The organism is Roseinatronobacter sp. S2, assembly GCF_029581395.1.
GTDB lineage: Bacteria > Pseudomonadota > Alphaproteobacteria > Rhodobacterales > Rhodobacteraceae > Roseinatronobacter.
In genome coordinates this window covers 1,658,684-1,670,590 of sequence record NZ_CP121113.1, presented here as the reverse complement: position 1 = coordinate 1,670,590, position 11,907 = coordinate 1,658,684, and the positions used below count along the sequence as shown (strand labels likewise).

Here is an 11,907-nt window from a genome sequence, read left to right as displayed (position 1 = left end):
GCAGGTCAAGGTGTTCATGACGCGACCATACGCGCGGCCCCCGCTGCTGCCAAGCCCAAAAACGCGAAAGCCCGCGCCTTTGGGAGGAAGGGCTCGGGCTGGCAGGCCAGGGTCTTTTATCGGAGGAGCACCCGCTGGCCGGTCTTCAGTCGTGCAAGGGGTCAGATGTCAGCTTCCTTGCCCCGCACCAACGACTGAACCACATAGACCAGAATTGCGAAACCCACCGCCCCTGCGACAAAAACGCCCAGCAGCACAATCCAGTCAATCGGCCCGCCGATATCGGCAAAACCCGAATTCGTCATCATCATGACAAACGCCACCGCCGCCACGCCGCCAATGGGCATGGACAGTTGCGCCAGCAGGAATTTACGCATCGACATCGCGCGGTCACGCACCAGAACATAGACATAGCCAAGCGTAATCGCGACGGCCACAGCAACCATGGCCCAGAACAGCCCACGCCCGAAGATTTCCTCGAACACAGCCAGAAGCGTCATCAGGGTGAAGTCTTCCATTTTTCATCCTCTCATACGGGCCGTTTCATCTTGCCCGAAATACTCGCAGGGGTCCGGGGGCGGCAGCCCCCGGGGGCAAGGTCAGGCGCGACCGCGCAGCATGGCGTTATAAGTGGCTTTCAGCGCGACTTCCTTCATCAGCCAACTGATCCACAATTCCTCCAGCGGGGCAATCACACCGGGGAAGGACGGGGTCAGGTTGTCCTTGTAGTCGAACTCCACCAGCATGGCGCGGCCAATGCGGGTGATCAGCGGACAAGACGTGTAGCCGTCATACAGGCGCGTCCCTTCGCGGCCCGAAATTTCGCTGACCAGATGATCCTCGACCACCGGAATGTGAAACTTGACCGACGCGGCGGTCTTGCCCTTGGGCACACCATTGATGTCGCCAATGCCAAAGATGTTGGCATAGCGCGCATGACGCAGCGTGTGCATGTCCACTTCGATCCAGCCCTGATCTGTCCAGCGATCGGCCCATGCCAGACCGGAATCGCGAATGACCTGCGGCGCACGCTGCGGCGGGATGACATTGATGAAATCCCACTTATCCGTTACATCCCCGTCGGGCGTGGTAAATGTGGCAGTCCTGGCCCCCAGATCGATGCCCTTCAGCACATGCTGGTAGCGGTAGGTGATGTTGCGTTCATCCATGATCTGGCGCACGCGGTGGTGAATGACCGGCACCCCGAACAGGTTTGTGGCCTGCGCATTATAGATGAAGTCGCATTTGCTGCGGTTGCCCTTGGTGGTGGCAATATCTTCGCCCAGAAAGCACAGCTTGACGGGGGCGCCTGCGCATTTCATCTCGGTCGCGGGGCGGCCAAACATGCCAATGCCCCCCTCGTCGGTGAATTTGTCCAGCGCCTGCCAGCTTAACGCGGCGTGCTCGGGGCTGGCATAATGGGCCGCGATCCCGTTTTCGGGGCCGGCCATGCTCAGGTCGAACCCTTCGATTGCGTCCCAGTCCAGCACCAGACCCGTGGCAACAATCAGGTAATCATAGTCAATACGCTGCCCGCCGGTGGTGGTGACACGGTTTGCGTCGGGGTCCAGTTCGGCGGCATATTCGTTGACATATGTCACACCGCGCGGCAGCCATTGTTCCGTCGACGAAATCGCATAATCGGCCTTGCGCAGGCCCGATGCGATCAATGTGAAACCCGGCTGATACCAATGCTGCGGGCGTCCGTCCAGCACAGTGATCTGTGCACCATCCAGACGCTCAGTCAGACGGTTGGCGATTGCAGCGCCCCCTGCCCCTGCCCCCATGATCAGAATGCGCGCATTGGTGCGCTGTGCCTGTGCCGGTTTGCCCGCAGCCCCCAACGCTATGGCTGCACTGCCACCGGCTGCAAGGCCCATAAAACCGCGACGACTGGTTGCAAGCTTTTGCAGGTCCATCATCGAATCCCCCCGTTTCAACAAAATATATACTCAAGAAATCATATATAACTTTACGAATATATGATCCAGATCAAAACGGTGCCCTTGCGGGACAATTTTCACGACGCTGTGACCACAGCGCTGAAACTATCTGCCCGCGCCCCCCGTTTCAGCATTGTTAACCAACAAACCCGAAAATGGAGATTTTCATGCTCAAGCTTACAGCACCCACCCTTATGGCAGTATTGATGACAACTGGCGCATCCGCGACCACAGCTGTCGGACTTGCCGGTGACCGCACACTTGTGTCCATCGATCTGGAGACAGCGCAAGTCATCGGAATGCAGGACATCGACTATGACGGGCGTATCCTTGGCATCGACTTCCGGCCCGCCACGGGCGAGATTATTGCAGTCACCGACGAATTTGCAGTTGTGAATGTTGACCCCGAAACGGGTGAATGGTCAATTGTGACGACCATGGACACCCCGCTGGAACATGGCGAAGATGACGTTGTGATCGTCGACATCAACCCCGTCCCCGACGCATTGCGCTTCATGTCCGGCACTACGAACCACCGTGTCAATCTGGGCAGCGGCGCGGTCACCGTTGACGGCAGCCTAAGCTTCACTGATGGCACTGAAGGCATGCCCATGGTTGGCGGGACGGCATATGCCAATTCCTTTGGCCAGCCCGACAGCACCATGATGTACAACATTGACACAGCGCTTGCATCGCTGTTGCAGCAAACAGCGCCAAATGACGGCGACAATGTCGTGATCGGTGAAACAGGCGCCATGTTTGACGGCCCGGTTGCCTTCGATATCGCCACCACGGCAGACGGCGAAAACACCGCCTGGCTGGTCGCCAATGGCGCGTTCCACACGGTTGATCTGTCCAGCGGGATGGTCACCGAAAGCTGGGAGATCGAGGCACTCGACGTGGTTCTGCGCGACGTGACAGTGTTTCACGCAGCCGACTGACGGGCAGGGTTTACCGGCCCGAAGTGTTGGGTAACAAGTAAAAAGTAAGTCGGGCCATCAGGCGCAGGGCATCTACTGCCCTGCGCCAGTTTCGTTTGGCCAAACAGGCACAGGCCACGCGCGCCGCAGATGATAACCGGCAGCAGACGACACGTCAGACTTGATCTTGATCAATGACAGCCGCCCCGATGACCGGATAACAAGCACCAAAATATTATGATTTCTGCACAAGGCCATTGTGGGGGCCATTGCCTACGCCCCGACCCGCGTTTCGTGCTTTATAGATGGGAGAGCTTTGAATGCGTCTGACAACCCGCACCAATCTGGCACTACGCACGTTGATGTTCTGCGCGGTCAATCACGACACGCTGGTGCGCAAGCAAGACGCCGCACAGGCAATCAATGCATCCGAAAACCATCTGGCACAGGTGATCAACAAACTTGGGCAGGACGGGTTCATCACCACATTGCGCGGCCGCCATGGCGGGTTTCATCTTGCACGCGATCCGTCCTGCATCAGCGTGGGAGAGGTGTTTCGCAGCTTTGAATCCGGCCTGCCCTTCATGGAGTGCTTTTCTGATACCAACACCTGCCCGCTAAAGGATCACTGCGTCATGCGCCCGCATCTGTCGCGCGCCGTGGAATCCTTCTACAGCGCATTGGACGATCTGTATCTGTCCGAACTGGTGAACTGCAATGCCGGTCTGGAAGCGATCCTGTCGGTCGAAGGGCCGCGCGTGCCCAAGCGTTGCGCCCCTGTGCATGTGGATATGACCGCAACCGTTGCCGTTATCGCACCCGAAACTGTCGCCTGAACCACGCCGCGCACATGCCGGAACCGGCCTTGCGTATCATGATCTAGCCGATATTCGGCTGCGACGCCGCCAGCGCGGATTGCGCCGCGCGGATAAACGCGGTTATGCGCGCCGCGTCCTTCACACCGGGCCGGATTTCAACACCAGAGGACACATCGATCTGGCGCGCGCCTGTCAGGCGGATGGCCTGCGCGACATTGCCCGCATCAAGCCCCCCCGCCAGCATCCACGGACAATTCCAGCGCCGCCCCGCAATCAACCGCCAGTCAAAGCTTAATCCGTTGCCACCGGGAAGCGCCGCATTTTCCGATGGCTTGGCATCCACCAGCAACTGATCGGCAACCTTGCCATATGTTTCCAGATCTTCCAGATCCTGCGGTCCGGCCACACCAACTGCCTTCATGACAGGCAAACCGAAACGCTGGCGCACTTCGGTCACACGCGCGGGCGGCTCATGTCCGTGCAGCTGCAACATATCCAGCGGCACGTCCTCTGTCAGCCTGCGCAGCATGTCGTCATCCGCGTCGACTGTCAGCGCAACCTTGGCCACGCCTTCGGGCACGGACAGCGCCAATGCGCGCGCTTGCGCAAGGGACACATGGCGCGGTGATCTGGGGAAAAACACAAACCCCACATAACGCGCGCCCGCAGTCACGGCGGCGGCTACCGTGTCAGGGTCGCTTAACCCGCAAATCTTGATATGAACAGCGTCCGACATATGCCCTCAGCGCGCGTCAAGAACGGCAAGAACATCATCCTTGCGGGTCTGGGGCGCAATGGTTTCCACCCGCTTCAGATCAGCGCGCAGCGCCTCTGCCTCGCGGCGGGCGCGCGATGCTTCGCTGCGATAGCCATGCTCGCGCAGCCATTCCCACACAAACCCCAGCAGCAACCCGAACCCGATTGCCAGACCAAGGATAATAAACAAAGGCAGCGTCATCGACAGGTTGAACCCCAGCACGCCGGCCAGTGCATCAGGCAGCAACTTCACCGTAATCACGGTCCGGTTGGCCAGCGCGATTGTCAGCAGGATCACAGCGACAATCGTCAGCACGCCATAACGCAGATAGGTCAGCATTTTTACTATTCCTCAATTCCGTTCAGCCGGTCGCGCAACAACTTTCCAGTCTTGAAAAACGGCACGGCCTTTTCTTCTACCTTGACACTTTCGCCAGTGCGCGGGTTACGCCCGATACGGGCGTCGCGTTGCTTGACGGAAAATGCGCCGAACCCACGCAACTCCACCCGCTCGCCGCGCGCAAGGGCTTCGGTGATTTCTTCAAAGATCGTGTTCACAATTCGCTCGACATCGCGCTGGAACAGGTGCGGGTTTTCATCGGCTATTATCTGGATCAGTTCCGAACGAATCATTTATGTCACCCCCGGTTTTGTGCGCAGCGCGTTCCGCGTCATCACGGACACAAATGCAAGCTACGGCATTTTTCCAATGACTATAGGATGAAATGCCATGCGAAGGAATAACCAATAGTCATTGAAAGCACATGCTTTTGTAGGTTTTTTCACCGATGGGCAATATTCAGCCAACCTGTGGCCCATTGCGCGGGTCACTGCCCCTTCCCTCTAGCGGGTTGCTGGCGTAGGGCTGACAGCGAATGCCAAAAGGTGCCCAATATGTCAAAACATGCCGTCATCCGCCTGAAACCCAAAGCCGAAGCCCGCGCTATCCGCCACGGGTTCCCTTGGGTCTTTGCCAATGAACTTGTCACGGACCGGCGCACCCGCGCATTGCCCGCCGGGTGTTTCGCCACGCTGGAAGATTCCGAAGGCCGCCCGCTGGGACTGGTGACGGTCAATCCGGTGTCGAAAATCATCGCCCGCATGATGGACCGCAACCCCGATGCAGAAATCAACATCGACTGGCTGGCAGACCGCATTTCACGCGCGCAGGAACTGCGCACGCGGCTGCACGACACACCCTTTTACCGGTTGGTCCATGCCGAAGCCGACGGCCTGCCCGGCGTGGTGATCGACCGCTTCGGCGATGCCGCCGTGATCCAGCCAAACGCAGCATGGGCCGAGGCGCAGTTCCCGCTTCTGGCGCAGGCGCTTCAGCAAGTCACCGGCGTGTCCACCATTGTCAAGAATGGCAGTGGCCGCTCGCGCGCGCTTGAAGGGCTGGATGAAGAAACTGTCCTGCATTGCGGCAGTCTGGACGGGGCCGTGCCAGTGGAAATGAACGGCGCCACCTATATGGCCGACCTGTTGGGCGGGCAGAAAACAGGTTTGTTTTTCGACCAGCGCGACAATCATGCCTTTGCTGCACGGCTGGCCAGGGGCGCGCGCGTTCTGGATGTCTTTTCGCATGTCGGCGGCTTTGCGCTGGCAGCACTGGCGCAAGGTGCCGCATCCGCGCTGGCGGTGGACAGCTCCGCGCCCGCATTGGAACTTGCAAAGAACGGTGCCACCGCAAGCGGGCTGGATGACCGTTTCCAGACCCGTCAAGGCGATGCCTTCGCAGCAATGGAAGCCCTTGCCGCTGAGGGGGCGCAGTTCGATCTTGTCGTGTGTGACCCACCCGCATTTGCGCCCAACAAACCGGCACTGGACAAGGGCCTGCGCGCCTATGAACGCGTCGCACGTCTGGCGGCCCCGCTGGTGGCACCGGGGGGTTATCTGGGCCTGTGTTCATGCTCGCACGCCGCCGACCTTGGCAGTTTTCGCAACGCCAGCGCGCGCGGCATCGGGCGCGCAGGGCGTCGCGGGCAACTGATTCACACAGGCTTTGGTGGCGCAGATCATCCGCAATTGCCGCAACTGGCCGAAAGTGGCTACCTGAAAGCTGTTTTCTTCCGGCTGGACTGATGCGCGCGGTTCTGGACGCCTGCGTGCTATATCCGACGGTGTTGCGCGAAATACTGGTGGGTGTGGCCGCGCGCGGCGGCTGCACACCATTTTGGTCCGCGCGTATACTGGCCGAATGGCAACGCGCGGCCGCACGGCTGGGACCGGCTGGCGCAACAATCGCGGCGGGCGAAATCGCGCATCTGCGCAGCTTGTGGCCAAAGGCCGAAATCCCTGCGGACCCCAACCTTGAAGCCCGCCTTGATCTGCCCGATCCGGCTGACAAACATGTTCTTGCAACCGCGATTTCCGCACAGGCCGATTGCATCATAACACTGAACCTGAAGGATTTTCCGGCGCGTGCCCTGCATGGCGAAGGGCTGCATGCGCAAAGCCCCGATGCGTTTTTGATGGCGCTGTGGCTGGAGCGCCCCGCCATTGTCGAAGATGCCGTCCGCGCTGCCCGAATCGCGACCGAGGCCGCATCAGGACGCCCGCAGCCCCTGCGCGCACTTTTGAAACGGGCAAAACTGCCGCGCCTTGGCAAGGCACTGGAATGATCCCTGACTGCGGGGTTCAGACAATTTCCCGCCTGCCCCTTGCAGCCCCCCAAGCGCAGGACTAAGATTCAAGCAACATATTTCAGTTATCAATGACCCGAACAGGTCCAGACAAAGGCAGGCGCAATGCAAGACCCGATTGAAACCTACATGAACCTTGTCCCCATGGTCGTCGAACAGACCAGCCGCGGGGAACGGGCCTATGACATCTTTTCGCGACTGCTGAAAGAACGGATCATCTTCGTCAACGGCCCTGTTCATGACGGCATGTCCTCTCTGGTCGTGGCGCAGTTGCTGCATCTCGAAGCAGAAAACCCTTCGAAAGAAATTTCGATGTATATCAACTCTCCCGGTGGTTCCGTGATCGCGGGGATGAGCATTTATGACACGATGCAATATATCAGACCCGCCGTGTCGACACTGGTGTGCGGGCTGGCCGCGTCGATGGGGTCGGTCATCGCGCTGGGGGGCGAAAAGGGCATGCGGTTCTCGCTGCCGAATTCCGAATTTCTGGTGCACCAGCCATCAGGTGGCAGTCAGGGCACCGCAGCCGATATCCTGATCCAGTCGCGCCATATCGAGCAGACGCGCGAACGGTTCTACCAGCTTTACATGCGCCATACCGGCCAGGATTACGAAACAGTGCAACAAGCCCTTGATCGCGACAAATGGATGACACCCGAAGAAGCAAAAGACTGGGGCCATGTTGATGAAATCGTGACATCACGCACTGAAGCAGCCAGTACATGATGAAAAATCGGGTTCAGGGCAGGAAATTTGTGAAAACAAGCGCAGTTTTGCATTGTTCCTGCCCCCCGACTGACCTACCCTTACAAGGGAAGAAGGCCGGCGTGACAGGCCCGTTTCGCAAGGCAGGCCCTTACCGCAGTCAAGACCACAGAGGTATGTGATGGCAACATCGGAAAAAGACAGCAAGAACACCCTTTATTGTTCCTTCTGTGGCAAAAGCCAGCACGAAGTGCGCAAACTGATCGCAGGACCGACAGTATTCATCTGTGATGAATGTGTTGAACTGTGCATGGACATTATCCGCGAAGAAACCAAGACAGGTGGCCTGAAAACCACCGACGGGGTGCCAAGCCCGCGCGAAATCTGCAACGTGCTGGATGATTATGTCATCGGGCAGGAACAGGCCAAGCGCGTGCTGTCCGTCGCGGTTCACAACCACTACAAGCGTCTGAACCACTCTGGCAAATCCGGCGAGGTGGAACTGTCGAAGTCGAACATCCTGCTGATCGGCCCCACGGGCTGCGGCAAGACATTGCTGGCGCAGACACTGGCGCGCATTCTGGATGTGCCCTTCACCATGGCGGACGCGACCACACTGACCGAAGCGGGCTATGTGGGCGAAGATGTTGAAAATATTATCCTGAAGCTGCTGCAATCCAGCGAATACAATGTTGAACGCGCGCAGCGTGGCATTGTCTATATCGACGAAGTCGACAAGATCACCCGCAAGTCTGACAACCCGTCGATCACGCGGGATGTATCCGGCGAAGGGGTGCAGCAGGCGCTTTTGAAGCTGATGGAAGGCACTGTAGCCAGTGTTCCGCCCCAAGGCGGGCGCAAGCATCCGCAGCAGGAATTTCTACAGGTGGATACGACCAATATCCTGTTCATCTGTGGCGGTGCATTCGCGGGGCTTGACCGGATTATCTCGCAGCGCGGCAAGGGTTCGGCCATTGGCTTTGGCGCGGACGTCAAGGATGAAAGCGCGCGCACCATCGGCGAATCCCTGAAGGCGCTGGAGCCGGAAGATCTGCTGAAATTCGGCCTGATCCCGGAATTCGTGGGCCGCTTGCCCGTGATCGCCACATTGATGGATCTGGATGAAGATGCGCTTGTCACCATCCTGACCGAACCGAAAAACGCGCTGGTCAAGCAGTATCAGAAGCTGTTCGATATTGAAGGCGTGGATCTCAACTTTACGGATGAAGCGCTGCGCGCGATTGCAAAACGCGCGATTGCCCGCAAGACAGGGGCACGGGGCTTGCGCTCTATCATGGAAGACATCTTGCTTGATACGATGTTCGACCTGCCCGGTCTGGAGAATGTCAGTGAAGTTGTCGTCAACGAAGAAGCCGTAAGTTCAGAAGCCACACCGCTGATCATCTATGCCGAAGCCAAAAAAGGCACAGCCAGCGCAGGTTAAGCCCTGACATCTTCATGAATATTAAAAACCCGCCATTCCGGCGGGTTTTTTTATATCGGGAGGTGGTCAGTCAGTGAATTATTCCATGGCGGCATGAGCGCCCCGCACCACGACGGTGCCTGACCCGGCACCGTCAAATCTGCATCACCCGCGCGAGCGTCGCCCGCCACGCCGCCCGCCCGTGCGCGCGCCTGCATCCATGGCCGCTTTTGAAGCTTCGGCAAAGCTGACACCTTCCTTGACCGCATCAAGCACTTTCGACAACCCGATCCATGCGCCCCCGTTCGCATCATGGTTCATCAGCAGGTTGGCGGCACGAATGGCCTCCATCTCGACAGAACGCACGGGGTTCATGATCGCACTGGTCATGCCCGCACCGATTGCCATGGGCAAAAACGCCGCATTAATCCCGTGGCGGTTCGGCAGACCAAAGCTGACATTGGACGCCCCGCATGTGGTGTTCACGCCCAGTTCTTCACGCAGGCGGCGCACCAGTGCAAAAACCTGCTGGCCCGCGCTTGCCATGGCGCCAATCGGCATAACCAGCGGGTCCACGACAATATCATGCGCGGGAATGCCGAAATCCGCGGCGCGTTCGACAATCTTTTTCGCCACGGCAAAGCGCACTTCCGGGTCTTCCGATATGCCGGTATCATCGTTGGAAATGGCGACCACAGGCACGTTATATTTCTTGACCAGCGGCAGCACCAGTTCCAGACGATCCTCCTCGCCGGTGACGGAATTCAGCAACGGGCGGCCATAGGCGGCCTGCAAGCCCTGCTCCAGCGCGCCGGGGACAGAACTGTCAATGCAAAGCGGCACATCGACCACCGCCTGCACCCGTTCAATCAGCGCTTTCATCAGCGTTGGTTCAACAAAATTGTTATCCGCATAGCGCGGGTCATCGGCCATCTTGTTGGTAAAGACTGCCCCCGAATTCACATCCAGCACCATCGCCCCGCAGGCAACCTGCTCCAGCGCGTCGCGTTCCACAGTCGAGAAGTCGTCCATTTCCAGTTCTGCTGCCAGTTTCTTGCGGCCTGTGGGGTTAATGCGTTCGCCAATCACGCAAAACGGCTCGTCAAAGCCAATGACAACAGTTTTGGTTGCGGATTCAAGGACAGTGCGGGTCATGATCTCTCCGAAATGATGGGTAAGTCAGTGTTGCGCCGGTTGGGCGGCTGCCCCACCATTGGCGATATTCCAGTCGGCACTGGCCTTGATCCCGCCCAGCGGGAAAAAATGCAAGCGTTCCACGGTAAAATCAGGGTTCGCGGCTTTATGCGCGGCCAGTTCGGCCACCAACTCTGTCGGCTCGAACGGCAGCAACAGTTTCGACACATCCCTGGCGCGCTTTTGCAGCACACGCAGGGACGGGCCAACACCGCAGGCAATGGCGAATTTGATCAATGTCTGTAATTTCGCAGGACCGGCAATACCCAGATGCACAGGCAGCGTGATCCCCTGATCGCGCAGACCATCGGCCCAAGCGATAACCGGCGCGGCTTCAAATGCGAATTGCGTGACGATGGCCATGTTCACGCCGGTCGATTGTGCGAAATCCTGCTTCCAGCGCAGCGCGTCCGCGATGATCTCATGCCCGCCATCGGGGCCAATATCACGGTTGCCTTCGGGGTGGCCCGCGACATGCAGGCGGTCAAACTTGTCAAACAGCCCTGTTTCCAGCAACTGCATGGAATTGTCATAGGCCCCCTTGGGCGTTGTCACACCACCGCCCAGCATCAGCGCCTGCCGCACATCCGCATCACCTTGATAGCGCGACACCCAGTCTGACAGTTCCTTCCGGTCATTGATGATGCGCGCGGGGAAATGGGGCATCGGCTCCATCCCTGCCGCGCGCAGACGGGCGGCGGTCGCCACCATGTCGGCGATTGGCGTGCCATCAATATGGGCAATATAAACACGCGTGCCCGCAGGCAGGATGGCGCGGAAATCGGCAATCTTTTCGGCAGTGCGCGGCATCACCTCGATGGAATAGCCCTGCATCAGGGCCTCGACATCGGGGCTGTTCGCTGTGGTCTGGCCGGATTGTGCGGAGCGACGGAAGTTCAAAAGCGCCATGATGCTCTCCAATAAACGGGGGCGGGTCATATTTGTCAGACCTTCGCCGCCCAACCATCATTGGCGATCAGCAGCTTCAGCCTGTCTGCGTCATACTGCGCTTCCAGCTGCTCTGCGGTGGTTTTCGCGACATCTTCATCACTTCCAGCGACGTCCACAGGCGGCGCTTTGCGCCACTCTGCCAGATAGGCATCGGCGTCGCGCGCGCCCACCTTCATGGCGCAGCGGTCAATGGCCTGTTCAAACCGTTCGGAAAGCTGGATCTTATGCGCATTGCGCCCCTTGCCCGCGATAACCTGTGCAGGAATATCGCGCCAGTAAACAATCACAAGCGAAGCCATGTTTTCCCTTTCATGCGTGCGTTGCCCCATGGTTGCATCTGCGGCAGGACAAATCCCGCCCGATTGCGACCAGCGCCCACGCTGTGCCGACCTGTCAGACCTACCCCGCACGCCCCCGAAAAGCGAGTGGGCGCTCCCGTCAAATCTTTCAACTTCATTATGACTGCGATGACGAATTACCCGCCCCGCCCGCACGCGCAAACACTTGCTTATTCCGGGTCGGTTGATTACCTTTGACGTAACACGATAT

General features: G+C 58.8%; 14 protein-coding genes. 6 read left to right on the top strand and 8 right to left on the bottom strand.

What is annotated here, in order from left to right; translation table 11 throughout:
- Positions 1-161: 161 nt before the first annotated feature.
- Both P8S53_RS07930 and P8S53_RS07925 read right to left on the bottom strand, forming a co-directional pair.
- A complete protein-coding gene (locus P8S53_RS07930; RefSeq protein WP_277806599.1) occupies positions 162-518 on the bottom strand; it encodes a DUF5368 domain-containing protein in 357 nt (118 codons plus the stop codon).
- A gap of 81 nt (positions 519-599) precedes the next feature.
- A complete protein-coding gene (locus P8S53_RS07925; RefSeq protein ID WP_277806598.1) occupies positions 600-1,922 on the bottom strand; it encodes an FAD/NAD(P)-binding oxidoreductase in 1,323 nt (440 codons plus the stop codon).
- A 188-nt stretch (positions 1,923-2,110) separates the two neighbouring features.
- Here P8S53_RS07925 and P8S53_RS07920 point away from each other — a divergent pair, with 188 nt between their 5' ends.
- Together P8S53_RS07920 and P8S53_RS07915 are read left to right on the top strand one after the other, a co-directional pair.
- The gene (locus tag P8S53_RS07920; protein ID WP_277806597.1) at positions 2,111-2,884 is read left to right on the top strand and encodes a DUF4394 domain-containing protein; all 774 of its coding nucleotides are present in this window, start codon (positions 2,111-2,113) and stop codon (positions 2,882-2,884) included.
- Positions 2,885-3,183: 299 nt separating this feature from the next.
- The gene (locus P8S53_RS07915) at positions 3,184-3,699 is read left to right on the top strand and encodes an Rrf2 family transcriptional regulator (RefSeq protein ID WP_277806596.1); all 516 of its coding nucleotides are present in this window, start codon (positions 3,184-3,186) and stop codon (positions 3,697-3,699) included.
- A gap of 43 nt (positions 3,700-3,742) precedes the next feature.
- On the opposite strand, the gene P8S53_RS07910 is transcribed toward P8S53_RS07915, so the two are convergent.
- The 3 genes from P8S53_RS07910 to ihfB are packed head-to-tail and all read right to left on the bottom strand — an operon-like array spanning position 3,743 to position 5,070.
- Positions 3,743-4,417 carry a phosphoribosylanthranilate isomerase gene (locus tag P8S53_RS07910; RefSeq protein ID WP_277806595.1) on the bottom strand — a complete coding sequence of 225 codons (675 nt, stop codon included), beginning with the start codon at positions 4,415-4,417 and terminating at the stop codon, positions 3,743-3,745.
- A 6-nt stretch (positions 4,418-4,423) separates the two neighbouring features.
- Positions 4,424-4,777, bottom strand: a complete 354-nt coding sequence (locus P8S53_RS07905; protein WP_277806594.1) for a LapA family protein — start codon at positions 4,775-4,777, stop codon at positions 4,424-4,426.
- 5 nt (positions 4,778-4,782) lie between these two features.
- Complete coding sequence (gene ihfB, locus P8S53_RS07900) at positions 4,783-5,070, bottom strand: integration host factor subunit beta (protein ID WP_277806593.1); 288 nt, start codon at positions 5,068-5,070, stop codon at positions 4,783-4,785.
- Positions 5,071-5,331: 261 nt separating this feature from the next.
- On the opposite strand from ihfB, the gene P8S53_RS07895 reads away from it, so the two are divergent.
- The 4 genes from P8S53_RS07895 to clpX all read left to right on the top strand — a co-directional run bounded on the left by P8S53_RS07895 (position 5,332) and on the right by clpX (position 9,234).
- Entirely contained in the window at positions 5,332-6,522 is a 1,191-nt protein-coding gene (locus P8S53_RS07895) for an RSP_2647 family RNA methyltransferase (RefSeq protein ID WP_277806592.1), read from the top strand.
- On the top strand, positions 6,522-7,061 hold the full coding sequence (locus P8S53_RS07890; protein WP_277806591.1) for an RSP_2648 family PIN domain-containing protein: 540 nt from the start codon (positions 6,522-6,524) through the stop codon (positions 7,059-7,061). The genes P8S53_RS07895 and P8S53_RS07890 overlap by 1 nt, the downstream gene beginning before the upstream one ends.
- Before the next feature lie 126 nt (positions 7,062-7,187).
- Complete coding sequence (locus P8S53_RS07885; protein WP_277806590.1) at positions 7,188-7,811, top strand: ATP-dependent Clp protease proteolytic subunit; 624 nt, start codon at positions 7,188-7,190, stop codon at positions 7,809-7,811.
- Positions 7,812-7,971: 160 nt separating this feature from the next.
- Positions 7,972-9,234: an ATP-dependent Clp protease ATP-binding subunit ClpX gene (gene clpX / locus P8S53_RS07880; protein ID WP_277806589.1), complete on the top strand. Its 1,263-nt coding sequence runs from the start codon at positions 7,972-7,974 to the stop codon at positions 9,232-9,234.
- Positions 9,235-9,378: 144 nt separating this feature from the next.
- On the opposite strand, the gene P8S53_RS07875 is transcribed toward clpX, so the two are convergent.
- The 3 genes from P8S53_RS07875 to P8S53_RS07865 are packed head-to-tail and all read right to left on the bottom strand — an operon-like array spanning position 9,379 to position 11,657.
- A complete protein-coding gene (locus P8S53_RS07875; RefSeq protein ID WP_277806588.1) occupies positions 9,379-10,368 on the bottom strand; it encodes a methyltetrahydrofolate cobalamin methyltransferase in 990 nt (329 codons plus the stop codon).
- A 24-nt stretch (positions 10,369-10,392) separates the two neighbouring features.
- Positions 10,393-11,316: a methylenetetrahydrofolate reductase gene (locus P8S53_RS07870; RefSeq protein ID WP_277806587.1), complete on the bottom strand. Its 924-nt coding sequence runs from the start codon at positions 11,314-11,316 to the stop codon at positions 10,393-10,395.
- A gap of 35 nt (positions 11,317-11,351) precedes the next feature.
- Positions 11,352-11,657 carry a virulence factor gene (locus P8S53_RS07865; protein ID WP_277806586.1) on the bottom strand — a complete coding sequence of 102 codons (306 nt, stop codon included), beginning with the start codon at positions 11,655-11,657 and terminating at the stop codon, positions 11,352-11,354.
- Positions 11,658-11,907: the final 250 nt, after the last annotated feature.

Coding starts and splice junctions, on each gene's coding strand:
- P8S53_RS07930 (WP_277806599.1), bottom strand. CDS start 518: ATGGAAGACTTCACCCTGATGACGCTTCTGGCTGTGTTCGAGGAAATC.
- P8S53_RS07925 (WP_277806598.1), bottom strand. CDS start 1,922: ATGATGGACCTGCAAAAGCTTGCAACCAGTCGTCGCGGTTTTATGGGC.
- P8S53_RS07920 (WP_277806597.1), top strand. CDS start 2,111: ATGCTCAAGCTTACAGCACCCACCCTTATGGCAGTATTGATGACAACT.
- P8S53_RS07915 (WP_277806596.1), top strand. CDS start 3,184: ATGCGTCTGACAACCCGCACCAATCTGGCACTACGCACGTTGATGTTC.
- P8S53_RS07910 (WP_277806595.1), bottom strand. CDS start 4,417: ATGTCGGACGCTGTTCATATCAAGATTTGCGGGTTAAGCGACCCTGAC.
- P8S53_RS07905 (WP_277806594.1), bottom strand. CDS start 4,777: ATGCTGACCTATCTGCGTTATGGCGTGCTGACGATTGTCGCTGTGATC.
- ihfB (WP_277806593.1), bottom strand. CDS start 5,070: ATGATTCGTTCGGAACTGATCCAGATAATAGCCGATGAAAACCCGCAC.
- P8S53_RS07895 (WP_277806592.1), top strand. CDS start 5,332: ATGTCAAAACATGCCGTCATCCGCCTGAAACCCAAAGCCGAAGCCCGC.
- P8S53_RS07890 (WP_277806591.1), top strand. CDS start 6,522: ATGCGCGCGGTTCTGGACGCCTGCGTGCTATATCCGACGGTGTTGCGC.
- P8S53_RS07885 (WP_277806590.1), top strand. CDS start 7,188: ATGCAAGACCCGATTGAAACCTACATGAACCTTGTCCCCATGGTCGTC.
- clpX (WP_277806589.1), top strand. CDS start 7,972: ATGGCAACATCGGAAAAAGACAGCAAGAACACCCTTTATTGTTCCTTC.
- P8S53_RS07875 (WP_277806588.1), bottom strand. CDS start 10,368: ATGACCCGCACTGTCCTTGAATCCGCAACCAAAACTGTTGTCATTGGC.
- P8S53_RS07870 (WP_277806587.1), bottom strand. CDS start 11,316: ATGGCGCTTTTGAACTTCCGTCGCTCCGCACAATCCGGCCAGACCACA.
- P8S53_RS07865 (WP_277806586.1), bottom strand. CDS start 11,657: ATGGCTTCGCTTGTGATTGTTTACTGGCGCGATATTCCTGCACAGGTT.